The sequence below is a fragment of the Streptomyces sp. NPDC096048 genome (assembly GCF_044763415.1).
In the GTDB taxonomy this organism is placed as follows: Bacteria; Actinomycetota; Actinomycetes; order Streptomycetales; family Streptomycetaceae; genus Streptomyces.
The window spans coordinates 242,200-265,444 of the sequence record NZ_JBIWGG010000011.1 but is presented as its reverse complement, the minus strand read 5'-3'; the positions used below and the strand labels follow the sequence as shown (position 1 = coordinate 265,444).

General features: G+C 72.2%; 22 protein-coding genes and 1 pseudogene. 16 read left to right on the top strand and 7 right to left on the bottom strand.

Translation table 11 applies throughout. From position 1 onward, the window contains the following. Nucleotides 1-129: 129 nt before the first annotated feature. Entirely contained in the window at nt 130-411 is a 282-nt protein-coding gene (locus ACIQ6R_RS29510) for an HPr family phosphocarrier protein (RefSeq protein ID WP_055419832.1), read from the bottom strand. A gap of 198 nt (nt 412-609) precedes the next feature. Here ACIQ6R_RS29510 and ACIQ6R_RS29505 point away from each other — a divergent pair, with 198 nt between their 5' ends. The 4 genes from ACIQ6R_RS29505 (at nt 610) to ACIQ6R_RS29490 (ending at nt 6,114) form a co-directional block, all read left to right on the top strand. After that, nucleotides 610-3,525 carry a GNAT family N-acetyltransferase gene (locus tag ACIQ6R_RS29505; RefSeq protein WP_404224603.1) on the top strand — a complete coding sequence of 972 codons (2,916 nt, stop codon included), beginning with the start codon at nt 610-612 and terminating at the stop codon, nt 3,523-3,525. 62 nt (nt 3,526-3,587) lie between these two features. Beyond that, nucleotides 3,588-4,184, top strand: a complete 597-nt coding sequence (locus tag ACIQ6R_RS29500; RefSeq protein WP_386317340.1) for a DUF5998 family protein — start codon at nt 3,588-3,590, stop codon at nt 4,182-4,184. After that, on the top strand, nt 4,184-5,377 hold the full coding sequence (locus ACIQ6R_RS29495; protein ID WP_404224602.1) for an alkaline phosphatase family protein: 1,194 nt from the start codon (nt 4,184-4,186) through the stop codon (nt 5,375-5,377). The genes ACIQ6R_RS29500 and ACIQ6R_RS29495 overlap by 1 nt, the downstream gene beginning before the upstream one ends. An 86-nt stretch (nt 5,378-5,463) precedes the next feature. Continuing rightward, on the top strand, nt 5,464-6,114 hold the full coding sequence (locus ACIQ6R_RS29490) for a thymidine kinase (RefSeq protein ID WP_404181607.1): 651 nt from the start codon (nt 5,464-5,466) through the stop codon (nt 6,112-6,114). On the opposite strand, the gene ACIQ6R_RS29485 is transcribed toward ACIQ6R_RS29490, so the two are convergent. Further along, nucleotides 6,103-6,942, bottom strand: a complete 840-nt coding sequence (locus ACIQ6R_RS29485) for a VOC family protein (protein WP_404224600.1) — start codon at nt 6,940-6,942, stop codon at nt 6,103-6,105. The two genes, ACIQ6R_RS29490 and ACIQ6R_RS29485, sit on opposite strands and share 12 nt — an antisense overlap. Before the next feature lie 253 nt (nt 6,943-7,195). Between ACIQ6R_RS29485 and ACIQ6R_RS29480 the strand changes: the two genes are divergently transcribed. Next, nucleotides 7,196-8,047 (top strand): sulfurtransferase, encoded by an 852-nt coding sequence (locus ACIQ6R_RS29480; RefSeq protein WP_404224598.1) that lies wholly within the window; start codon nt 7,196-7,198, stop codon nt 8,045-8,047. A gap of 183 nt (nt 8,048-8,230) precedes the next feature. Here ACIQ6R_RS29480 and sepH read toward each other — a convergent pair whose 3' ends face one another. After that, a complete protein-coding gene (gene sepH / locus ACIQ6R_RS29475; RefSeq protein ID WP_404224596.1) occupies nt 8,231-9,289 on the bottom strand; it encodes a septation protein SepH in 1,059 nt (352 codons plus the stop codon). Between the two features lie 472 nt (nt 9,290-9,761). Between sepH and ACIQ6R_RS29470 the strand changes: the two genes are divergently transcribed. Further along, complete coding sequence (locus tag ACIQ6R_RS29470; RefSeq protein WP_404224594.1) at nt 9,762-10,610, top strand: hypothetical protein; 849 nt, start codon at nt 9,762-9,764, stop codon at nt 10,608-10,610. On the opposite strand, the gene ACIQ6R_RS29465 is transcribed toward ACIQ6R_RS29470, so the two are convergent. Both ACIQ6R_RS29465 and ACIQ6R_RS29460 read right to left on the bottom strand, forming a co-directional pair. Next, nucleotides 10,534-11,871: a D-arabinono-1,4-lactone oxidase gene (locus tag ACIQ6R_RS29465; RefSeq protein WP_404224592.1), complete on the bottom strand. Its 1,338-nt coding sequence runs from the start codon at nt 11,869-11,871 to the stop codon at nt 10,534-10,536. The two genes, ACIQ6R_RS29470 and ACIQ6R_RS29465, sit on opposite strands and share 77 nt — an antisense overlap. Beyond that, nucleotides 11,813-13,069 (bottom strand): MFS transporter, encoded by a 1,257-nt coding sequence (locus ACIQ6R_RS29460; protein ID WP_404181625.1) that lies wholly within the window; start codon nt 13,067-13,069, stop codon nt 11,813-11,815. Before ACIQ6R_RS29460 ends, ACIQ6R_RS29465 begins: the two co-directional genes overlap by 59 nt. 174 nt (nt 13,070-13,243) lie before the next feature. Between ACIQ6R_RS29460 and ACIQ6R_RS29455 the strand changes: the two genes are divergently transcribed. Then, nucleotides 13,244-14,371: a ferrochelatase gene (locus ACIQ6R_RS29455; RefSeq protein WP_404224590.1), complete on the top strand. Its 1,128-nt coding sequence runs from the start codon at nt 13,244-13,246 to the stop codon at nt 14,369-14,371. 8 nt (nt 14,372-14,379) lie between these two features. Further along, the gene (locus ACIQ6R_RS29450) at nt 14,380-15,198 is read left to right on the top strand and encodes an inositol monophosphatase family protein (protein ID WP_404224588.1); all 819 of its coding nucleotides are present in this window, start codon (nt 14,380-14,382) and stop codon (nt 15,196-15,198) included. An 821-nt stretch (nt 15,199-16,019) separates the two neighbouring features. On the opposite strand, the gene ACIQ6R_RS29445 is transcribed toward ACIQ6R_RS29450, so the two are convergent. Continuing rightward, nucleotides 16,020-16,193: a hypothetical protein gene (locus tag ACIQ6R_RS29445; protein WP_279564697.1), complete on the bottom strand. Its 174-nt coding sequence runs from the start codon at nt 16,191-16,193 to the stop codon at nt 16,020-16,022. Nucleotides 16,194-16,663: 470 nt separating this feature from the next. On the opposite strand from ACIQ6R_RS29445, the gene ACIQ6R_RS29440 reads away from it, so the two are divergent. From ACIQ6R_RS29440 to ACIQ6R_RS29425, 4 genes are all read left to right on the top strand, one after another. Then, nucleotides 16,664-17,317, top strand: a complete 654-nt coding sequence (locus ACIQ6R_RS29440; RefSeq protein ID WP_064730231.1) for a response regulator transcription factor — start codon at nt 16,664-16,666, stop codon at nt 17,315-17,317. Nucleotides 17,318-17,323: 6 nt separating this feature from the next. Then, nucleotides 17,324-18,568 (top strand): sensor histidine kinase, encoded by a 1,245-nt coding sequence (locus ACIQ6R_RS29435; protein WP_404181633.1) that lies wholly within the window; start codon nt 17,324-17,326, stop codon nt 18,566-18,568. 405 nt (nt 18,569-18,973) lie between these two features. After that, nucleotides 18,974-19,270, top strand: a complete 297-nt coding sequence (locus tag ACIQ6R_RS29430) for a DUF4193 domain-containing protein (RefSeq protein WP_003993510.1) — start codon at nt 18,974-18,976, stop codon at nt 19,268-19,270. A 13-nt stretch (nt 19,271-19,283) separates the two neighbouring features. Continuing rightward, the gene (locus ACIQ6R_RS29425; protein WP_404224586.1) at nt 19,284-20,234 is read left to right on the top strand and encodes a hypothetical protein; all 951 of its coding nucleotides are present in this window, start codon (nt 19,284-19,286) and stop codon (nt 20,232-20,234) included. 12 nt (nt 20,235-20,246) lie between these two features. On the opposite strand, the gene ACIQ6R_RS29420 is transcribed toward ACIQ6R_RS29425, so the two are convergent. Next, the gene (locus tag ACIQ6R_RS29420) at nt 20,247-20,708 is read right to left on the bottom strand and encodes a DUF3093 domain-containing protein (RefSeq protein WP_404224585.1); all 462 of its coding nucleotides are present in this window, start codon (nt 20,706-20,708) and stop codon (nt 20,247-20,249) included. 57 nt (nt 20,709-20,765) lie between these two features. On the opposite strand from ACIQ6R_RS29420, the gene ACIQ6R_RS29415 reads away from it, so the two are divergent. The 4 genes and pseudogenes from ACIQ6R_RS29415 to ACIQ6R_RS29400 form a co-directional block, all read left to right on the top strand. After that, entirely contained in the window at nt 20,766-21,350 is a 585-nt protein-coding gene (locus ACIQ6R_RS29415; RefSeq protein WP_404224583.1) for a PaaI family thioesterase, read from the top strand. After that, nucleotides 21,347-21,925: a dUTP diphosphatase gene (gene dut, locus ACIQ6R_RS29410; RefSeq protein ID WP_404181640.1), complete on the top strand. Its 579-nt coding sequence runs from the start codon at nt 21,347-21,349 to the stop codon at nt 21,923-21,925. Before ACIQ6R_RS29415 ends, dut begins: the two co-directional genes overlap by 4 nt. 1 nt (nt 21,926) lies before the next feature. After that, entirely contained in the window at nt 21,927-22,679 is a 753-nt protein-coding gene (locus ACIQ6R_RS29405; RefSeq protein WP_404224581.1) for a DUF3710 domain-containing protein, read from the top strand. A gap of 331 nt (nt 22,680-23,010) precedes the next feature. After that, nucleotides 23,011-23,202 (top strand): annotated as a pseudogene (locus tag ACIQ6R_RS29400) (ABC transporter ATP-binding protein); the annotation flags it as partial. Nucleotides 23,203-23,245: the final 43 nt, after the last annotated feature.

Sequence of the window (23,245 nt, the reverse complement as noted above, 5' to 3'; positions counted from 1 at the left end):
CCGTATACAAAGAGAGAGTAATTCGGGGGAGGGGGCTATTTCCGGCTGCCCATAAAAACCGGGGAAGCGGAAAGAGAAAGCGAGAGGCCCGCCCGGTGGTCCGGGCGGGCCTTTCGGTGTTGCCGTTGCTCAGACGGTCTCGGGGAGTTCCTCGAGTCCTTCGGAGACCAGCTTCGCCAGCCGGTCCAGGGCGGCGTCCGCGCCTTCGGCGTCGGCGGCGAGGACGATCTCCTCGCCGCCCTGGGCGCCGAGGCCGAGGACGGCCAGCATGGAGGCCGCGTTGACGGGGGACCCGTCGGCCTTGGCGATCGTCACCGGGACGCCTGTGGCCGTGGCGGCTCGGACGAAGATGGAGGCGGGGCGGGCGTGGAGACCCTCGGCCCAGCCGACGTTGACGCGGCGCTCAGCCATGTGATGCTGCCCTTCAGGTGTTCAGGGGTTCAGGTTGTCTAGACCAGTCTTGTCTAGACCAGTTTCCCACATCGTGAAGCTTGCGAGGACGGCTGCCGCCGCCCCCGTGTGGTCGTCGGACCGCGGCCTCGGCCCGACCTTCCGTCCTCCACAGACTGCCTCGCGCCGTTGTCGTACGCGAGCCGTACTCTGGGGCCCATGCAGACCTCGTCGGACCGGCACGAGTACCCCGCCCACTGGGAGGCCGACGTGGTGCTGCGCGACGGCGGCACCGCGCGCGTCCGCCCCATCACCGTTGATGACGCCGAGCGCCTGGTCAGCTTCTACGAGCAGGTCTCCGACGAGTCGAAGTACTACCGCTTCTTCGCGCCGTACCCTCGCCTGTCCGCCAAGGACGTCCACCGCTTCACGCACCACGACTTTGTGGACCGGGTGGGACTCGCGGCCACCATCGGCGGCGAGTTCATCGCCACCGTACGCTACGACCGGATCGGCGCCGGTGGAACACCCGCCTCCGCGCCGGCCGACGAGGCCGAGGTCGCCTTCCTCGTCCAGGACGCCCACCAGGGGCGCGGCGTCGCCTCCGCGCTCCTGGAGCACATCGCCGCCGTCGCCCGCGAGCGCGGCATCCGCCGCTTCGCCGCCGAGGTGCTGCCCGCCAACACCAAGATGATCAAGGTGTTCATGGACGCCGGGTACACCCAGAAGCGGAGCTTCGAGGACGGCGTGGTCCGCCTGGAGTTCGACCTCGAGCCCACCGACCGCTCGCTCGCCGTGCAGTACGCGCGCGAGCACCGCGCGGAGGCGCGGTCCGTTCAGCGGCTGTTGCAACCCGGCTCGGTGGCGGTCATCGGCACCGGCCGCACGCCGGGGGGCGTCGGCCGCAGCATCCTCGGCAACATCCGGGACGCGGGCTACACCGGTCGGCTGTACGCCGTGAACAAGGCGCTCCCCGAGGCGCAGAAGGAGCTCGACGGGGTGCCCGCCCGGCGCTCGGTGCGCGAGATCGACGGGCCCGTCGACCTCGCCGTCGTCACGGTCCCCGCCGAGCACGTCCCCGAGGTCGTCACCGAGTGCGGCGAGCACGGCGTGCAGGGCCTCGTGGTGATCTCCGCCGGGTATGCCGACAGCGGCCCCGACGGACGCGAACGGCAGCGCGCCCTCGTGCGGCACGCGCGCACGTACGGCATGCGGATCATCGGACCCAACGCCTTCGGGATCGTCAACACCTCCGCCCAGGTGCGGCTCAACGCCTCCCTCGCCCCCGAGATGCCGCGGCCCGGCCGGATCGGGCTGTTCGCCCAGTCCGGCGCCATCGGCATCGCCCTGCTGTCCCGGCTGCACCGGCGCGGCGGCGGGGTCACCGGCGTCACGGGCGTGTCGACCTTCGTCTCCTCCGGCAACCGGGCCGACGTCTCCGGCAACGACGTACTTCAGTACTGGTACGACGACCCGGAGACCGACGTCGCGCTGATGTACCTGGAGTCCATCGGCAACCCGCGCAAGTTCACCCGCCTGGCCCGGCGGACGGCGGCCGTCAAGCCACTGGTCGTGGTGCAGGGCGCCCGGCACGGCGGCGTGGCACCCCAGGGACACGCGGTTCGAGCGACGCGGCTGCCCCACGCGACGGTCTCCGCGCTGCTGAGGCAGGCCGGCGTGATCCGCGTCGACACGATCACCGACCTGGTCGACGCGGGGCTGCTCCTCGCCCGCCAGCCGCTGCCCGCGGGGCCGAGGGTGGCGATCCTGGGGAACTCCGAATCACTGGGCCTTCTGACATACGACGCCTGCCTCTCCGAGGGGCTGCGGCCGCACTCGCCCCTGGACCTGACGACGGCGGCCTCGGCGGACGACTTCCACGCGGCGCTCTCCCGTGCCCTGGCCGACGACACGTGCGACGCGGTGGTGGTGACGGCCATCCCGACGGTGGGGGAGGGGTCGGCCGGTGACGCGGCGCTGGCGGAGGCCCTGCGGTCGGCGGCGGCCGCGGAGCCCGGCAAGCCGGTCCTGGTGGTCCACGTGGAACTGGGCGGCCTGGCGGAAGCCCTGTCCGCGGCGACGAGCACGGCACCGCAGGCCACCGCGGGCACGGCACCGCAGGCCACCGCGGGCACGACAGGGCAGGCCACCGCGGGCACGGTGCCGCAGGCCGCTTCGAGCACGGCACCGCAGGCGGCTTCGAGTCCCCCTGAGGAGCCCCGCTCCGCAGCCCCGGCACAGCGGCCGCCCTCCGTCCAGGCTCCGGAAGGAGCCCACCTCATCCCCGCCTACCCCGCCGCCGAGCGAGCCGTCCGCGCCCTCGCCCAGGCCGTCGCCTACGCCCAGTGGCGACGCGACGCCGCCGACCCCGGGAAGGTGCCGGAGTACGAGGACATCGACGAGAAGGGCGCCGCCGGGCTGATAGCCGGGCACCTGGCGCGCGGGCAGGGGCTCACCCTCGGCACGCAGGAGACCTGCGACCTGCTCGGCAGGTACGGCATCCACGTCCACCGTGCCCTGCCCGCCCCCACCCCCGACGACGCCGTCGCCGCCGCGCGGACCATCGGCTACCCCGTCGCCCTCAAGGCCACCGCCCCGCACCTGCGCCACCGCGCCGACCTGGGCGGCGTACGCCTGGATCTCGCGGACGAGGAGCAACTGCGTCGGGCGTACGCAGAGTTGACCGAACTGTTCGGAAAGGCCGAGGAACTGCGCCCGGTGGTGCAGGGCATGGCACCGCGCGGCGTCGACACGGTCGTACGGGCGGTCATCGACCCGGCGGCCGGTGCCGCGCTCTCCTTCGGGCTCGCCGGGGCCGCCACCCAGCTGCTCGGCGACATGGCGCACCGGCTGATCCCGGTCACCGACCGGGAGGCCACCTCGCTCATCCGCTCGATCCGCACGGCACCCCTCCTCTTCGGCTGGCGCGGCTCGGCCCCGGTCGACAGCGCCGCCCTGGAGGAGCTGCTGCTGCGGGTCTCCCGGCTGGTCGACGACCACCCGGAGGTCGTCGCGGTCACCCTGGAACCGGTCGTCGTCGCTTCGCGCGGCCTGAGCGTCCTCAGCGCCTCCGTCCGCCTCGCACCCCCACCCGCCAGGGACGACCTCGGCCCGCGGACCCTGCCGGCGTACTGACCGCCCACGGCCGGAGCCGGGTACCGCACGAGCGTGCCTCGCAGTCGGTGCGCCCCCGTAGGATGGACGGCATGGCCAAGACCAGTACGACGACCCAGGGGCTGCGAGCGGCGATCGAGCGCAGCGGCTACTACCCGGCCCTCGTGGCCGAGGCGGTGGAGGCCGCCGTGGGCGGCGAGCCCGTGCGGTCGTACCTGGTCCACCAGGAGACGACGTTCGACCAGAACGAGGTGCGCCGGCACGTGACCGTGCTCGTGCTCACCGGCAACCGCTTCATCGTCAGCCACACCGACGAGCAGGCCGCCGACGACACCTCCCCGACGCCGTACGCCACCACCTCCACGGAGTCCGTCAAGCTCGGCCGGATCTCGTCCATCGTCGTCAGCCGCGTGGTCGCCAACCCGGAGCAGTACAAGCCGGGCACGCTGCCCCGCGAGATCGTGCTGACCATCGGCTGGGGCGCCGTCTCCCGCATCGACCTGGAGCCGGCCGCCTGCGGCGACCCCAACTGCGAGGCCGACCACGGTTACACGGGCAGTTCGACGGCCGACGACCTCAGCCTGCGCGTCAGCGAGGCCGGGGACGGTCCGGAGACGGTGCGCCAGGCGCTCGTCTTCGCCCAGGCCCTATCCGAGGCGACCGCGGATTCCGCCCGCTGATGGTGCAGCCCGCCGCCTGGGACACCGACCCGGAGCCCCTCCCCGTCGACTCCGCCCCCGTACCCGAGTACGGCACGGGCTCGCTCGCCGACCTGCTGCCCACCCTGGCCGCGGGCCTCGGCGTCCCCGGCATGACCGCCGGCATCACGGAACTGACCCCCGCCGACCGGAACTGCGTGTTCCTGATCGACGGCCTCGGCTGGGAGCAGCTGCGGGCGCACCCGGAGGACGCCCCCTTCCTCAGCTCGCTGCTGAGCAGCTCACGCGGGGGCACCGGTCGACCCATCACCGCCGGCTACCCGGCGACCACCGCGACCTCCCTCGCCTCCGTCGGCACCGGCCTGCCACCGGGCGCCCACGGCCTGCCCGGTTACACCGTGCGCGATCCGGCCACCGGCGAGCTGATGAACCAGCTGCGCTGGCAGCCGTGGACCGCGCCGGGCCCCTGGCAGCCGTACCCCACCGTCTTCCAGCTGGCCCACGAGGCGGGTGTGCGCGCCGCCCAGGTCTCCTCCCCGACCTTCGCGAACACCCCGCTGACCAAGGTCGCGCTCAGCGGCGGAACGTTTCACGGCCGGCTGTCCGGCGAGGACCGGATGGACTGCGCCGCCGAGCAACTGGCCGGGGCCGACCGCGCCCTCGTCTACACGTACTACGCCGAGGTCGACGGCGCCGGCCACCGCTTCGGCGTCGACTCCGACACCTGGCGCGGCCAGCTCGGGCACGTCGACCGGCTCGTCCAGCGCCTCGCCGAGCAGCTGCCGCCGCGCAGCGCCCTGTACGTCACCGCCGACCACGGCATGGTCGACGTGCCCTTCGACGAGGACCACCGCATCGACTTCGACGACGACTGGGAGCTGAAGGCGGGCGTCGCCCTCCTCGGCGGCGAGGGCCGCGCCCGGCACGTCTACGCCGTCCCCGGAGCGGCGAACGACGTGCTGACCTGCTGGCGCGAGGTGCTCGGCGAGCAGTTCTGGGTGGCGTCGCGGGACGAGGCGATCGCGGCGGGCTGGTTCGGCCCCCGCATCGACGACCGGGTGTACGACCGCATCGGCGACGTGATCGCCGCCGCGCGGGACGACGTCCTGCTCATCGCCTCCGAGCGGGAGCCGAAGGAGTCGGCGATGGTCGGCAACCACGGGTCGATGACCCCTGCCGAACAACTCGTCCCCCTGCTCGAAGTACGCTCCTGAAGCCCTGCCCCCATCCCATCCCGTCCCGTCCCCCTCCGCCCCGCTTCCCGCCGCCGCTGCCGCTGCCGAAAGGTGCTCAACCCCTCATGCCCGAGCTGGTCTTCTTCTCCGGAACGATGGACTGCGGGAAGTCGACACTGGCTCTCCAGATAGAGCACAACCGCTCGGCTCGCGGCCTGGCCGGTCTGATCTTCACCCGCGACGACCGCGCGGGGGAGGGCAAGCTCTCCTCCCGCCTCGGCCTGGTCACCGACGCGGTGGAGGTCGAGGACGGACGGGACCTGTACGCCTACATCGTCGACCACCTGTCGCAGGGCGGACGCGCGGACTACGTGATCGCGGACGAGGCGCAGTTCCTCGCGCCGGACCAGATCGATCAGCTCGCGCGCGTGGTCGATGATCTCGGCATGGACGTGTACGCCTTCGGCATCACCACCGACTTCCGTTCCAAGCTGTTCCCCGGCTCCCAGCGCCTCGTCGAACTCGCCGACCGCGTCGAGGTGCTCCAGGTCGAGGCCCTGTGCTGGTGCGGCGCCCGCGCCACGCACAACGCCCGCACCGTGGGCGGCGTCATGGTCGTCGAGGGCGCCCAGGTGGTCGTCGGCGACGTGGCCCAGTCCCCCGACGAGATCGGCTACGAGGTGTTGTGCCGACGGCACCACCGGCGCCGTACGACCGCCGCGACGGCCCGCGCGGCGGCGCTGTCACCGGACGTGCTGCCGGTGTCACCCGCCTGAGCGACTTCGGGACCCCGCGGCCGGGCCCCGTCGGCCCTCCAGCAGTGAGAACCGCGCCCCTTCCGGGTCCGCCACCATCGCGGATCGGCCGTGGGCGGTGTCCTGCGCCGGTCTGAGTACATGCCCGCCCAGATCGGCGAGGAGCTCCAGGGACTCCGCCGCGTCGGCCACCTCGAAGTACGTCACCCAGTGCGGCCCCCGGTCACGGGGCAGGGCGTTGCCGACGCCGTGGATGCCGGCGACGGGACGGCCTTCGAGGCACAGCGTCACGTAGTCGAAGTCGGCGGAGACCTCCGGCACCAGTTCGAAACCGAACACCGTCTCGTAGAACTTGGCGACGCTCGCCGACTCGAAGGTCAACAGCTCGTTCCACGCCGGTGTGCCGGGCACGTCCGTGACGGCCGTGCCGAGGTGCGCCGCGGCCTGCCAGATGCCGAAGACGGCGCCCGAGGGGTCGGAGCCGATGGCCAGACGCCCGGCCTCGCCCGCGTCCAGCGGGCCCACGCCGATCGTGCCACCGCACAGGCGTACCGTTTCGGCCGTCCGGTTGACGTCGTCGGAGGCGAAGTAGGGCGTCCAGGCGATGGGCAGATGCCGGTCCGGCGGCAGTTGGCCGATACCCGCCACCTCGCGCCCGTCGATCAGGGCCCGCGCGTACGGACCCAACTGCTGCGGTCCGGGCCGGAACTCCCAGCCGAACAGTGCGCCGTAGAACTCCTGGGTCGCGGCCGGTCCGTGCACCATCAGACTCACCCAGCAGGGTGTGCCGGGCGTGTGCCGGGCGTTCGTCTCGCCGTTCCGGCCGGCCGACCCCCGTGCGTCGGTCATCGTCACTCTCTTCTCGGCCCTCCGCGGGCCGTGCGTCCGCTTCCGCCTGACGGATTCCGCTTTGACGGACCTTCGCGCCGATGCCGGCACCGGATCGGGTGCCGCGCGCTTCGGGCGCGCCCGTGGGGCAGCCCGGGGCTGTACGGGTAGTACAGCATGTGCCCGAACCCATACGCCTCGTGATCGGTACTGTCCGGCGGGCAGAGTAGCCCGACATCGACGCGGCGGCCACTCGGTACGCCAGGATGGGGCCATGAACGCCACCATCTCCGCATCCGAACTCGTGACCGAACTGGCGGACGCGAACCCGCCGGTCCTGCTCGACGTCCGCTGGCAGCTGAGCACGGCCAAGGCGGCCGGCGCTCCGCCGTTCGACGGCCGGGCCGAGTACGCCGCCGGGCACCTTCCCGGTGCGGTCTTCGTCGACCTGGACAGGGAACTCGCCTCCGCGCCCGGCGGGGGCGGCCGGCATCCGCTGCCCGACGTGGCGGTGTTCGGCGCGGCGATGCGCCGCGCGGGCGTGTCGTCGGGCCGGCCGGTCGTCGTGTACGACGGCGGCCAGGGGTGGGCGGCGGCCCGCGCCTGGTGGCTGCTGCGCTGGACGGGTCACCCGAACGTGCGGGTCCTGGACGGCGGGTTGCCGGCCTGGGAGGCGCCGCTGTCGACCGACGTCCCCGCGCCCGCGGAAGGCGACTTCGTCCCGGAACCGGGCGCGGCGGGGCTGCTGGACGCCGACGGAGCGGCCGCGCTGGCCCGCTCCGGGGTGCTGCTCGACGCCCGCGCGGGGGAGCGTTACCGGGGCGAGGTCGAGCCGATCGATCCGGTCGGTGGTCACATCCCGGGCGCCGTGTCCGCGCCGACGACGGACAACGTGGCTCCGGACGGCCGGTTCCTGCCCGCGGAGGAACTCCGCGCCCGCTTCAAGACGTTGGGTGCCACGGACGACGATGAGGTGGGTGTGTACTGCGGCTCGGGCGTGTCGGGCGCCCACGAGGTGCTGGCGCTGGCGGTGGCGGGCATCCCGGCGGCACTGTATGTGGGCTCGTGGTCGGAGTGGTCCTCGGATCCGGACCGACCGGTCGCCGTGGGGCCGGACCCGCAGTAGGCCGGACGAGGGCATGGTGGGGCCGGGGGCCGGGCAGGTCGGGTCGGCACCGAGCGGGGCCGGCGAGGGCGTGGCGGGGTCGGGCGTGGCGGGGCGACGAAGCCGCAGGGGGTCCCACCGCCCGGTTGGCCCGACGGCAGGGGCCGCGCCCACCTGGGCGCGGCCCCTACCGGCGAAGACCGCCTACTCCTGCTTCTTCCGCCGCGTCCCGAAGACGATCTCGTCCCAGCTCGGCACCGCGGCCCGGCGGCCCGGGCGGACGCCGTCGGCCTCGGCCTGGCGGTCGGTGGAACCGGTGAGGCGGTCGCGGTGGCTGGCCACGGAGCGCGGCATGAGTACGTCGGCGTAGGCGGCACCGGCCGACGCCGCAGGTGCCGGGGGCTCCTCCAGCTCGGGCTCCTCGACCGGCTCCTCCGCCGGCTCCGGAGCGCGCTCGGGCACCACCAGGTCGCCCCGGAAGCTCGGTACCGCCTCCAGCAGGCTGGTGAGCGAGTCGCGTTCGGCCGAGGCGGTCGCCGCGGTCGTGGGCTCCTCGGCCGGCTCGGACGGCGCCGGAGGCAGGCTCGGCCGCTCCCGCTGCTCCCGGTCGAGAGTGCGGTCCAGCGGCCGGTCGCGCGGCAGCCGTGCGATGCGCGGGACGAACGGGAAGCTGGGTTCGGGCGCGGCGAGGTCGTCGGTCTCGCCGATCAGCGCGCGCGCCTCCGAGTCGACGGCCTGGACGAGCCGCCGGGGCGGGTCGTACGTCCAGCTCGCCGAGTGCGGCTCGCCCGCGACCAGGTAGACCAGGAGGACTTCCCAGGTGCCGTCGTCGCGGCGCCAGGAGTCCCACTGGACGGTGTCCTTGTCGGCGCCGCGCAGCAGCAACCGCTCCTGGACGGCCTCGCCGAGGGGCGGTCCGGAGTTCTCGCCGGGACGGCGCACGGGGGTCTTGCGGGCCCGCTCCGCCATGAAGGCGCGCTCGGCCAGCACGGGCCCCTCGAAGCGCCGTACGCGGTCGACGGGGATGCCGGCCATCTGCGCGACCTCTTCCGCGGTCGCGCCGGCACGTATACGCGCCTGGATGTCGCGGGGGCGGAGATGACTCTCCACCTCGATCTCGATCTGGCCGAGGCGGGGACGGTCGCCGCGAACGGCGGCCCGGAGCCGCTCGTCGATCGGAAGCGTGTACTCCGTGCTGTCCGCAGCCTTCAGCACCAGCCGTGTGCCGTCATTCGAGACGGCCACGACACGCAGTTCGGGCATGGGGACCTCCCGGGTGGTGCCTGCCGACGTCACGTGCGTCGCTGCTTCCGCTCTGTCGAGTGTGACCTGCCCGGGTGCAGCCTGCCACAACCTTGCCGAGTTGCCCGGCGTGTCGGGCACGGGCCCTGAATCGCCGTTATGGCACGGTTACCTATTTGCAACGCTAAGTGACCAACTCCATCACCCTGTGCAACTAGCCCCCTCCCGGCGGTCCTTCAAGGTCCTGAACCCCCTGTCGGGAGGCCGGACCCAGGGCTCGCAACAGTACTCCATTCGGGCCACGCGCGTGGATTGGCGCGCCGCCCAACTTCCGTCAAGGGGTGACGCCCGGCCGCTCCCGGCGCGACCCCCGCGATCTTGGACGTGGCGTACTTCACGGAATCGCCAGAAACGGAACTAATGGTTTCGCCCCCACGTCCCTTTCTCGTGCAGTTGATCGATCACGTACGGGAAAGACAGGCAAGGTCCGGGAATGCGTGAAAAGCCCGATGGAGCAGGCGAAACGGATACGCGTGCGGAGGTGAAGTCCAAGCGAATCGACCTGAGCGTGCCCCAGGTCGCCGGCAGCGCCCTCGCGGCGGTGGTGGCCGCCAAACTCGCCTCCTCCTTCGGCGTGTACGGCACGATCCTCGGGGCCGGTCTGATCAGTGTCGTCGCCACGTGCGGAGGCTCGGTCCTCCAGCACTTCTTCAAGCGCACCGGCGAGCAGATGAGGGTGAAGCGCACCGCCGGCACCGTGCGGACCGGCGGGCCGGCCGCACCGGGCCCGGGCGAGTTCACCGAGGCCACCGTCTACCGCGCGCGGACCACGGGCTGGAAGCGCCCGGTGGTCGCGGCGGCCCTCGTCTTCGGCGTCACCATGGCCGGGATCACCGCGTACGAACTCGCCTCCGGCGAGAGTCTGAGCGGCGGCCGCAGCACTACCGTCGGCAGCGCCTTCACCGGCCACGGCAAGTCCGCACCGGATCCAGGGGAGTCGGGCGATTCCGGTGGATCGGATGACTCTCAGGACAACAAGGACAATCAGCACTCCGGTGACCCCGGTGGCTCGGAGGGCTCCGGCTCCGGCGACGACACCCCGACGCCCACGCCGTCCGGTACCCCGGGCGAAACCGGTGACGGCACGTCGCCGGGCGGCACCTCCACCGAGGACGGCGGTACGGCGTCCAGCCCGACGCCCACCCCGGACGTCGGCGGAACCGACGGCTCCGACGACGCCACGACCCCGGCCCCCGATGCCTCGGCTACGGCCCCAGAACCCGGCGCAAGTAGTCGTTCCGGAACAGACGATCAGGGTCAAGACGGTCCCGCAGCTCCGTGAACTCGCCGAAGCGCGGATACACCCGCGAGAGGTACTCGGCGTCCCGAGTGTGGATCTTGCCCCAGTGCGGCCGCCCCCCGTGCGCCGTGAAGATGCGCTCGGCGGCGGTGAAGTACGTCTGGTAGGGCGTGCCCCGGAACATGTGGACGGCGATGTACGCACTGTCGCGGTCCGATGCCGTGGACAGCGGGATGTCGTCGGCCGGTGCCGTACGCACCTCGACCGGGAAGCTGATCCGGAGCCGTGACCGGTCGACCATCGTTCTCAGTTCGCGCAGCGTCTCCACGACGGCCTCACGCGGAACGGCGTACTCCATCTCCACGAAGCGCACCCGGCGCGGAGACGTGAAGACCTTGTAGGGCGTGTCCGTGTACGTCCGCGCGGACAGCGCCTTGCTGGAGACCCGGGCGATCGCCGGAATGGTGGTGGGCACCGCGCGGCCGACCCAGTTGGCCGCCTGGAAGACGCCGTTGGACAGGAACTCGTCCTCGAACCAGCCCTGGAGCCGCCCCACCGGCTGCTCGGGGCCGGCGCTGCGGTTGTTGCGCTTGGTGTTGGTGCTGCCGGTGTGCGGGAACCAGTAGAACTCGAAGTGCTCGTTCTCGGTCCACAGTTCGTCGAAGTCGGCGAGGACACGATCGAACGGCATCGGTTCCTCGCGGGCCGTGAGCAGGAAGATCGGCTCCACGGCGAAGGTGATCGCGCTGACGACGCCCAGTGCGCCCAGGCCGATCCGGGCGGCGGCGAAGACCTCGGGGTTCTCCCGCTCGGAGCAGGTCAGCACCGAGCCGTCCGCCGTGACCAGTTCCAGGCCCCGGATCTGGGCGGCGATCGAGGCCGAGTCGCGGCCCGTGCCGTGGGTGCCGGTACTGGTGGCCCCGGAGACGGTCTGATCCATGATGTCGCCCATGTTCGTCAGCGACAGACCCTCTCGCGCGAGGGCCAGGTTGAGCCTCTTGAGCGGTGTGCCGGCCTCGACCGTGACCGTCATGGCGTCGCGGTCGATGCCGCGGATGCCGGTCAACAGATGAGGGCGTATCAACACACCGTCCGTCGCGGCTATGGACGTGAAGGAGTGCCCGGTGCCGACGGCCTTGACCCGCAGGCCGTCCTCGGCCGCCCTGCGAACGGCCTCGGCCAGTTCGTCCACGGAGGCGGGAGTGACCTCCCGCGCGGGGCGCGCGGAGACGTTGCCGCCCCAGTTACGCCATGTGCCGTTCTTCCCGCTCGTCTTCCCGCTCGCCGTGCGTGTGCTGCTCAACGGTCCCTCCCCGACGCGGATCCGGCCGCTTGAGCCGGCGGTACCCGAGGAAACCGACCGCGACCGCGACGGCCCCGGCCACCGCCGGAACCCAGTACCCCGCACGCGCCCCGGAGGCGTCGATCACCCAGCCGCCCGCGGAGGAGCCGAGCGCGACCCCGACCGCGAGGCCGGTGCTCACCCAGGTCATGCCTTCGGTGAGCTGCGTGCGTGGTACGTGCTCTTCGATGAGGGACATCGTCGTGATCATCGTGGGAGCGATGGACAGACCCGCAACGAACAGCGCCGCGGCCAGAAACAGCAGGTTTCCGACCAGTAGGAGGGGGATCATACTCACGGCCATCGCACAGACGCCCAGAAGCCAGCGGCGTTCCGGCGGCCCGGCGAAGCGCATCAGCCCGAAGATCATGGCCGCCGTGCAGGAACCCGCCGCGTACAAAGCGAGCACCAGGCTGGCGGCCGCCTTGTGCCCCTCCTCCTCGGCGAAGGCCACGGTGACCACGTCGACCGCCCCGAAGATCGTCCCCGTCGCCGCGAACGTGACGACCAGGACCTGAAGTCCCCGGGAGCGCAGCGGGGTGCCGCCGCCCTTGTGTACGCGCGGATGCGGCTCCGGCTCGGTGGCGCGCTGCGCGGTCAGCCAGAAGACGCCCGTGGCCAGGAAGCAGGCGGCGAGCAGCGGCCCGGCCTCCGGGAACCAGGCCGTGGACAGGCCGATGGAGACGATCGGCCCGAAGATGAAGCAGATCTCGTCCACCACGGACTCGAACGAGTACGCGGTGTGCAGCTGGGGGGTGCCCCGGTACAGGGCCGCCCAGCGGGCCCGGACCATAGCGCCGACGCTCGGCACGCAGCCGATGCCGACGCAGGCGAGGAACAGCACCCAGTCCGGCCATCCGTAGTGCGCGGCCGGCAGCAGCACGGCCGCCGCGGTGAGCGACACGAGGGTCGCCGGGCGCAGCACCCGACGCTGGCCGTACCGGTCCACCAGACGGGAGACCTGCGGTCCGGCCACGGCGGCGGCGAGCGCGATGGTGGCCGACAGGGCCCCGGCCAGTCCGTACCGCCCGGTGAGCTGCGAGATCATCGTCACCACGCCGATGCCCATCATCGACAACGGCATCCGGCCGAGGAAACCCGCGGTCGAGAAGGCCTTGGTGCCGGGGGCGGCGAACAGGGCGCGGTAGGGGCTGGGCAACGAGGTCTCCGGGGACGGCTCAGTAACAGCTCGGAAAGGGCTCAGTAAGGTGCGAACGCAGTCGATACAGATTACTCGTCCGGCGGCCCGGAAACACCCCCGCGGACCTGGCGAAACGCACGGTCGGCACCCCGCCGTTTTCCCGCTGTCAGTGCCGGGTGGCAGGATCGACACATGCCAGACGTGCTCGATGCCAGCCCCTACGACGCCCTGCTCCTGCTCTCGTTCGGCGGCCCGGAGGGCCCGGACGACGTGGTCCCGTTCCTGGAGAACGTGACACGAGGGCGCGGCATCCCCAAGGAACGCCTCAAGGAAGTCGGCCAGCACTACTTCCTCTTCGGCGGGGTCAGCCCCATCAACGACCAGAACCGCGCCCTGCTGGACGCCCTCCGCGAGGACTTCGCCGAGCACGGCCTGGACCTGCCGGTCTACTGGGGCAACCGCAACTGGGCGCCGTACCTGACGGACACCCTGCGCGAGATGGTCCGCGACGGCCGCCGCCGCGTCCTCGTCCTGGCCACCAGCGCCTACGCCTCGTACTCGGGCTGCCGGCAGTACCGCGAGAACCTCGCGGACGCGCTCGCCGCCCTGGAGGCCGAGGGGTTGGAGCTGCCGAAGATCGACAAGCTCCGGCACTACTTCAACCACCCGGGTTTCGTCGAGCCCATGGTCGACGGGCTCGTCCGCTCCCTCGCCGAGCTGCCCGACGACGTCCGGGACGGCGCGCACATCGCCTTCTCGACCCACTCGATCCCCACCGCCGCCGCGGACACCTCCGGTCCGGTCGAGGAGCACGGTGACGGTGGCGCGTACGTACGCCAGCACCTGGACGTGGCGCAGGTGATCGCCGACGCCGTCCGCGAGCGCACCGGCGTCGACCACCCCTGGCAGCTCGTCTACCAGTCGCGCTCCGGCGCCCCGCACATCCCGTGGCTGGAGCCCGACATCTGCGACCACCTGGAGGAGCGCCACGCGGCCGGTGCCCCCGCCGTGGTGATGGCCCCCATCGGCTTCGTCTCCGACCACATGGAGGTCCTGTACGACCTCGACACCGAGGCCACGGCCAAGGCGGAGGAGCTGGGACTGCCGGTACGTCGTTCGGCCACCGTCGGCGCCGACCCGCGGTTCGCCGCGGCGGTCCGCGACCTCGTCCTGGAGCGGGCCGCCGACGAACTCGGGCAGGAGGTCGCGCCGTGCGCCCTCGGCGCCCTCGGCGCGAGCCACCATCTGTGCCCGGCCGGCTGCTGCCCCGCCCGCGCCCCCCGTCCCGCCGCCGCGGGCGCCGACAGCCCCTACGCGTGAGGAGCCCCGTGACCGACGTGACGCCCCATCCCCTCCACGCCGAGCTGCTGAAGATCGCCCAGGAGGCCGCCCACCGCGCGAGCGAGCTGCTGCGCGACGGCCGCCCGGCCGACCTCGCGGTCGCCGCCACCAAGTCCAGCCCGATCGACGTGGTCACCGAGATGGACATCGCGGCGGAGAAGCTGATCACCGGCCTGATCGCCGACCGTCGCCCCGACGACGGGTTCCTGGGCGAGGAGGGCGCCGCCACCGAGGGCACGAGCGGCATCCGCTGGGTCATCGATCCGCTCGACGGCACGGTCAACTACCTGTACGGGCTGCCCACCTGGGCGGTCTCCGTCGCCGCCGAGCAGGACGGCGAGAGGGTGGCCGGGGTGGTCGTGGCCCCGATGCGGGGCGAGGCGTACCACGCGGTACTGGGCGGCGGGGCCTGGGCGACGGGCGCCTGGGACGGCGAACGCAGGCTCGCCTGCCGCCCTACGGCACCCCTGGACCGGGCACTGGTCTCCACCGGCTTCAACTACGTCGCCGACGTCCGCGCCGAACAGGCCGAGATCGCGCGGCGGCTCATTCCGCTGGTGCGCGACATCCGGCGCGGCGGCTCGGCCGCGATCGACCTGTGCGACGTGGCCGCAGGACGCCTCGACGGCTACTACGAGCGCGGTCTGCACCCCTGGGACCTCGCGGCGGGCGACCTGATCGCCCGGGAGGCGGGCGCGGTGACCGGTGGGCGCCTCGGTGAGCGCCCGTCCGGAGACCTGACCATCGCGGCCACCCCCGGCGTCTTCGAGCCCCTCCAGCGGCTCCTGGTGGACTTCGGCGCGTAGGCCTCCGGCGGTTCGGCGGACGGCACGTCGGCCAGCCCCGGGCGGCGTGTGCCACTCCGTGCCCGCGCCGTCCGGCGGACCCACCACGCCCAGCGGCAGACTGCCCCGCGCGGCGCCACCCGCGACCGTGCCGACGCGGCGGCCGACCGCGACGATCGGCCCGACGCAGGCACCGGCCGCGCGCGACACCCTGGCGGTGCGGCGGCCGACCCCGGCTGTGGATCCGGCGCGCTCACCCGGCCCGGCCTCTGCGGGGCCGGGTGTCCGCGCACGGACGCCGAACCGCCCGCCCAGCGCCTCGACCTGAGCGCCGCCCGGCTTGGCGCGATCACCGCCCATGCCTGCCGTGCCGGGGCGTCCGGCACTGTCGTAGCTGGTCGCGTGCGATGTACTCGTGGCTCCGGTGGTGCGGTGGCCGACTCCGGCTGCGGGTTCGGCGTCGGCATCCGCTCTGGTGGTGCCACCGGTTCGGCGCGGTCACGGCTCGCTTCCGCCCCGCCACCCGGCACCGTACGGCCCCGCGGCTCGCCCCCGCGGTCCCACAGCGTGGCGGCACCGACCGTCGGCCCGACGCCGCCACGCGGCTCTGTACGCCGCCCCGGCGCCGACCGGCCCCGGCGTCCACGTCCCCGCCCGCTCACCGCCGGACGGCGACCTGCCGGACACCGGCCTTGCCCGTTATCCGTTCCGCCGGGGCGGGCCCTCGCCCGGGCGGAACGGCGCCCGGCGTCCACGTCCCCGCCCGCTCACCGCCGGACGGCAACCGGCACGACAAGGCCCCGGCGCTGGATCCCGCCGGGGCCTTGTCGCTCACGGGCCGGTCAGACGCTGGTCGCGCCGACCTCCACACCGTGCTCGGCAGCGAGACGGCGCAGGTCGTCGAGCTCTCCCAGCTCCACCTCGACGAGGAACTCGTCCCCCTCGTCGCGGGCCCGGGACAGGTCGGACTCGGTCGTCTTTATGCGCTGCAGAAGTCCTGCGGTGAAAGCGTCCATGCTGCGCCCCCTCGTCCTGGGTCGTGGGTCGGTGGCACGGGGGTGTGCCGTTCGGAAAGGGACGATCACGTCTCCGGTGGAGTGCCCAGCGCAGCCCTGCCGGGCGGCGACGGTGCCGGACACCCACGCCCGCTCTGCGGAAGCGGACCGCGGCGTACCGCGCGGTAACGCGGTACAGGCAGAGCGTGATCGCGGGGTGTAAAGCCGTCCTCCCCCCGCTCCCTTCCGCGGAAACCTCAACCGCGCGAGAAAATCCCGCATTCCCGCTCCCGCCGCCTTTCCCGGCCGTCCCGTCCGGCGCGGGCCGTTCCGTCCGGCGCGGGCCGTTCCGGGTTCGTCACGGGCCCCTCACCCGCCTTACAGCCGACTTATGGCCGAAAAGGGCAGGATGGAGGCAACACACCCACCAGCCCCCTGCCCCCGTGCGCCCCAGAAGCGCTACGCGGGTGGACACAGGAAGGACAAGCGACGTGCGCGTACTCGTCGTCGAGGACGAGCAACTGCTCGCCGATGCGGTGGCCACCGGACTGCGCCGGGAGGCCATGGCCGTCGACGTCGTGTACGACGGTGCGGCCGCCCTGGAGCGCATCGGCGTCAACGACTACGACGTGGTCGTCCTCGACCGCGACCTCCCGCTCGTGCACGGCGACGACGTGTGCCGCAAGATCGTCGAGCTGGGCATGCCCACGCGCGTGCTGATGCTCACGGCCTCCGGCGACGTCAGCGACCGGGTCGAGGGCCTGGAGATCGGCGCCGACGACTATCTGCCCAAGCCGTTCGCGTTCAGTGAGCTCATCGCGCGCGTGCGCGCCCTTGGCCGGCGTACCAGCGTGCCCCTGCCGCCCGTCCTGGAGCGGGCCGGCATCAAGCTCGACCCGAACCGCCGCGAGGTCTTCCGGGACGGCAATGAGGTGCAGCTCGCGCCCAAGGAGTTCGCCGTCCTGGAGGTCCTCATGCGCAGCGAGGGCGCGGTCGTCTCCGCGGAGCAGCTGCTGGAGAAGGCCTGGGACGAGAACACCGATCCGTTCACCAACGTGGTGCGTGTGACCGTGATGACCCTGCGCCGCAAGCTGGGCGAGCCGCCCGTCATCGTCACCGTCCCCGGCTCCGGCTACCGGATCTGATCGACCGTGGCGACGACACCCGCGCCCCCAGGGGCGCCTCCGAAGCCCACCTGGGACCCGCGGTCGGCCACCCCGCTGCCGTGGCTGCGGCCCACCATCCGGATAAGGCTCACGCTGCTGTACGGCGGCATGTTCCTGATCGCCGGCATCCTGCTGCTGTCGATCATCTACCTGCTGGCCGCCCAGGCGGTACGCACCGGCAACCAACCGCTGTACAAGATCGTCGACTTCCAGGACCTCCAGGTCGCGAGCAACGACTGCCCGGGAGTCACCAACGGCAACCTGTCGCTGTCGCAGTTCAACGCCGCGATCAGCGACTGCATCGACCACCAGCGCCAGGTCGCCCTGGACCGGCTGCTCAGCCGCTCGCTGCTGGCCCTGCTCGGCCTCGCCGTGATCGCCTTCGCCTTCGGCTACGCCATGGCCGGACGCGTCCTGTCGCCGCTGGGCCGGATCACCCGCACCGCGCGCGCGGTGGCGGGCTCCGACCTCTCCCGCCGGATCGAGCTGGACGGCCCGGACGACGAGCTGAAGGAGCTGGCGGACACCTTCGACGACATGCTGGAGCGGCTGCAACGGGCCTTCACCGCCCAGCAGCGCTTCGTCGGCAACGCCTCCCACGAGTTGCGCACGCCCCTGGCGATCAACCGCACCCTCCTGGAGGTGCACCTGTCCGATCCGAACGCTCCGGTGGAGCTCCAACAGCTCGGCAAGACACTGCTGGCGACCAATGAACGCAGCGAGCAGCTCGTCGAGGGCCTGCTGCTGCTCGCCCGCAGCGACAACCAGATCGTCGAGCGCAAGCCGGTGGACCTCGCCGAGGTGGCCGGCCAGGCCATCGACCAGGTGCGTGCCGAGGCGGAGACCAAGGGCGTGGACCTTCGCGGTACGCGCGAGCCCGCCGTGGTCCAGGGCAACGGCGTCCTGCTGGAGCGGATCGCCCTGAACCTCGTACAGAACGCCGTGCGCTACAACGCGGCCGAGGCGGGCTGGGTGGAGGTCACCACCGCCGTGGAGAACGGTCAGGCGGTCCTGGTGGTCACCAACACGGGCCCGGTCGTGCCGGCGTACGAGATCGACAACCTCTTCGAGCCGTTCCGGCGGCTGCGCACCGAGCGCACGGGCAGCGACAAGGGAGTCGGCCTCGGCCTCTCCATCGCGCGGTCGGTGGCCCGGGCGCACGGCGGGCACATCGACGCACAGCCGCGCGAGGGCGGAGGGCTCGTGATGCGGGTGACGCTGTCCGTCTGAGATCATGACCCCGACATCTCACCGAGACCCGAGGATGTTCGCTTTGAGCGGAATTTCCAGGCCATCGGCCCTGGAGTCGCCTGTGTGATCGATCACAGCGGAGGCTTTCCCGCCATCTACTCTCCGTGATCATGCACCCTGTCGGAAAGCCGGGAAAATCCTGGTTTTCAGGGGTCCTGATCACGGGAAGTACACGGTGAGACGCCTTTGAAGTGCGGCATTCGGACCGTGTACGGTCCCCATCGCCATCCAAGCCGATCACTCATGAGGGGTCCGGTTGGGTGTCGATTGAGTAACAGACCTTGATGTGAGGCAAAATCTCCGCCTCGGGTCGGGCACAAGTCCGGCCTCTCACGCGTTACGTGCGCTGAAGACACCGCAGACACCCAGAGGGGGAGAGCGACCATGGCAACCGATTACGACACTCCACGCAAGACCGACGACGACGTCGACTCGGACAGCCTCGAAGAGCTGAAGGCGAGGCGGAACGACAAGTCCGCCTCGGCCGTCGACGTCGACGAGTTCGAGGCCGCGGAAGGCCTCGAACTTCCCGGCGCCGACCTCTCGAACGAGGAACTGGCCGTCCGTGTACTTCCGAAGCAGCAGGACGAGTTCACCTGCATGAGCTGCTTCCTGGTGCACCACCGCAGCCAGCTGGCCCGGGAGAAGAACGGCCAGCCGATCTGCCGCGACTGCGACTGAGGCGGGGTCGGCCGTGACTGGCTCGACCCCTCCCTGGAAGCGCCGCTTCTCCAGGCGGGAAGCGGACCAAGGACCGTCCGACGGTTCCTACGGCGCGCGTGACGACGAGCGGGGCCCGACCGATACGGGGACGGCCTCGCTCGAATCAGTGGCCGACCGGGGTGACCTCCCGGCGACCGCCGAGACGTCGGCACCCGCTGCCCGGCGACGGGCAGCGGCGTTCCGGCACAAGGCCGGACAGGGGGTCCGCAACGGCGGTCAGCGCGCCAGGGCCGCCCTGGCGCACCTCGCCGACCGGATCATCGACCTGGCGCCGCGCGTGCCCGTACGCGACCTGGCGACGCTCCGCAGGCAGTTCCCCGATCTCGGACCAGAGGAACTCGCCGACCAACTGGTGGCAGGCGCCGCCAAGGGCACCGCGACCGTCGGAGCGGGGATCGGCGCGGCCGCGATGATGCCCGTACCGCCCGCGATGCCCGCGGAACTGGCCGCCGAGATCACCGGCGTCGCGGCGATCGAACTCAAGATGATCGCCGAACTCCACGAGGTCTACGGCGTACGACCGCCCGGCGGCCTCGCTCAGCGCAGCACCGCGTATCTGAACTCCTGGTCGGACGAACGCGGCGTCGACGTGTCCAAGCCGTCGACTCTCGGTTCGGCCATGAACAGCCACATGAAGCGTCAGCTCCGTCAGCAGATCATGAAGCGGATGGTGCGTGACCTGCCTAACCTGATGCCGTTCATGGTGGGCGCGGCCGTGGGCGCCGTCATGAACCGCCGCGACACCAGAAAGCTGGCCACCAGAATCCGGGCGGACCTGCGCAAGAAGCAGGTGCCGTGGAGCGCCCTCGGCGAACTGCCGGAGCTGGAGGGGCCGCGGGACGCGCTGGACATGGGCGCCCTCACGAAGAGGCTCGGCCCGAAAGGGCTCGGCCGTCGCCCCGGAGGGGACGGCGGGCACTGATCCCGCTGGGTGCTAGGCCGCAGCCTTCGCCGCCGTCAGGGCCTCCACCAGCCGCTCCGGCTCGCGGGTCGACAGGTAGAGATACGGAGTCGGGTCCTCCGGATCCGTGACCAGCACGCGCACGGCCCTCGGGATGTAGGCGCGCAGCAGCAGGAAGGCGCGGGTGTCGGCCTTGTAGGTGCGCCAGGCGCGGGCCTCCTCCGGATCGAGGATCTCCGCCTCGCCCAGGGCCGAGACCGGCACCTTCGCCTCGCCCGCGATCAGTGAGCCGCCCACGACCCGGATGCGGACCGCGCCGTACGAACTGGCGGCCACCGCCGCCACCGCCGTCCCGCCGGCCAGGCCGCCCAGCATCGGCAGCGTGCCGAAGGGCAGCAGGATCAGGGCGAACGAGAGCCCCACCAGGAAGGAGACCAGCCACCAGGAGCGCGGCGCGGTGAGGCGTTCATCGTACGGGGCGGTGGAGAGCTGCATGAACCAAGCTTGGCACGGTATCGGTGTTCGGCCGACGCGCGGGTAAGGTCTGCGCCTGTGAGTGGTACTTCCCCAGGTCTTCAGCCTCCCGCCGACGCCGTGAAACCCGTACGGCACCCCGACGCGCCCGCCCCCGGCGAACTGCTCGGCGCGCACTACGGCCAGTGTTTCGGCTGCGGTGGCGACCAGCCCCACGGACTGCACCTCCAGGCGCGGGCGGGCGAAGGCGTGTCGATCACCGCCGAGTTCACCGTCCAGCCCGCTCACCAGGGCGCCCCCGGTCTGGCCCACGGCGGAGTGCTGGCCACCGCCCTGGACGAGACCCTCGGCTCGCTGAACTGGCTGCTGCGCACGATCGCGGTGACCGGACGGCTGGAGACGGACTTCCTGCGGCCCGTGCCCGTCGACACGACGCTGCACCTGGAGGCCGAGGTGACCGCCGTGGCCGGGCGGAAGATCTACTCCACCGCCACCGGACGGATCGGCGGCCCCGACGGGCCCGTGGCCGTCCGCGCCGACGCCCTCTTCATCGAAGTCAAGATCGATCACTTCGTCGACCACGGCCGCGAGGCGGAGATCCGCGCCGCCATGGACGACCCGGACCAGGTCCGCCGCACGCGCGCCTTCGAGGTGAACCCGTGACCCTCCCGCATTCCGGACACCGGGAGCCGAGGCCGGAACTCGACGTCCTGATCCGCCGCGTCGACCCCGACGTACCGCTCCCGACGTACGCGCAGCCCGGCGACGCGGGCGCCGATCTGCGCACTACCGCCGACTGCGAACTCGCCCCCGGCGAGCGGGCCGTACTGCCCACCGGTGTGTCTGTGGCGCTCCCGGAGGGGTACGCGGCCTTCGTGCACCCACGTTCCGGTCTGGCCGCCCGCTGCGGTGTCGCCCTCGTGAATGCCCCGGGGACGATTGATGCCGGGTACCGTGGGGAGATCAAGGTGATCGTGGTGAATCTCGACCCGCGCGAGACCGTGCGGTTCGAGCGCTTCGACCGGATTGCCCAACTGGTCGTCCAACAGGTCGAGAGGGTCCGCTTCCGTCAGGTCGCGGAGCTTCCCGACTCGGTGCGGGCCGGAGGGGGCTTCGGGTCCACCGGCGGCCACGCCGGGTTGGACCGTGCAAGCGGCACAAGCGGTCAGGTCGCCGAGGGCGGCCCGACGGGTGGGAATCGATACGCTTCGGTCGTATCCGACCGGGAAGGACAGTGACGTGTTCGGACGTCGCAAGAAGAGGGATGCCGCCGAGGACGCGGCCGGCGAGACCGAGCAGGTCGTCGACAGCGTCGACACCGAGGCGGACGAAGAGCGCGAGCGCGTGCGGCTCGAGCCCGAACCGCGGCCCGACGGGCCCTGGGACAGCACCGAGGTCCGCGACCCGGCCGAGGGCCGAGTGGACCTGGGCGGCCTGTTCGTACCCGGAGTCGACGGCATGGAACTGCGCGTGGAGGTCGCGGGTGACGCGATCGTCGCCGCGACCGTCGTGCTGCGCGACAGCGCCATCCAGCTGCAGGGTTTCGCGGCGCCCAAGCGCGAGGGCATCTGGGGCGAGGTGCGCGAGGAGATCGGCTCCGGTATCACCCAGCAGGGCGGCATCATCGACGAGGTCGAGGGTCCGCTGGGCTGGGAGCTGCGGGCCCAGGTCCCGGTGCAGCTGCCGGACGGCACGGGCGGCTTCCAGGTCGTACGGTTCGTCGGTGTGGACGGCCCCCGCTGGTTCCTGCGCGGAGTGATCTCGGGCCAGGGTGCGGTGCAGCCGCAGGCCGCCGGGCTGCTGGAGCAGATCTTCCGGGACACGGTCGTGGTCCGCGGCGACGGCCCGATGGCCCCCCGCGACCCGATCGTCCTCAAGCTGCCGAACGACGCGCAGATGGTCCCCGAGGGCGTCCAGCAGGAGGAAGGCTCCCGCTTCGCCGGCGGCATGGGCCAGCTCCAGCGCGGACCGGAGATCACCGAGGTCCGGTAGGTAAAGTCTCCGTACGGTCTTCCGTACGCGCGTGAGCGTCCGCACGCGCGCGTGAAGGGCCGCGCCCCGCTCGGGGCGCGGCCCTTCTGCCATGGGAGGCCACTCACGTGGGAAGCCACTCACGTTCGACGAACCGGTCCGGACCGGACCGTGGAACGGCGTCGGGTCCGCTCGCGATACTCGCGCCCGGTTTCCGGCGGGGCCGCTCGACATCGTCGGTGGTCTCCGTCGGTGGTCTCGACCTACTCGATGCCGGACGGGTCGAGGTCGACGGCCGCGACCCGGCGGAGCTGGGCGAGGAGGGCCGCCCGCGCCCTCGCCAACAGCCGGCCCCGCCCTGCTCGTGGCCGACGAGCCCACCGGCCGGTTGGACGCGGAGACCGGCCACGCCGTGAGGGAGCTGCTGCGGGCGGTCGTACGCAGTGAGCGGGTCACCGCCCTGGTGGCCACCCGCGACGCCGCACTGCTGGACCTCGCCGAACGGGTGCTGGAGCTGCGGGACGCGGAGACGGCCGGGCCCTGACGGCCGCGGACGTCAGAGTTCCGTCAAAGAGCACCCCCATCCC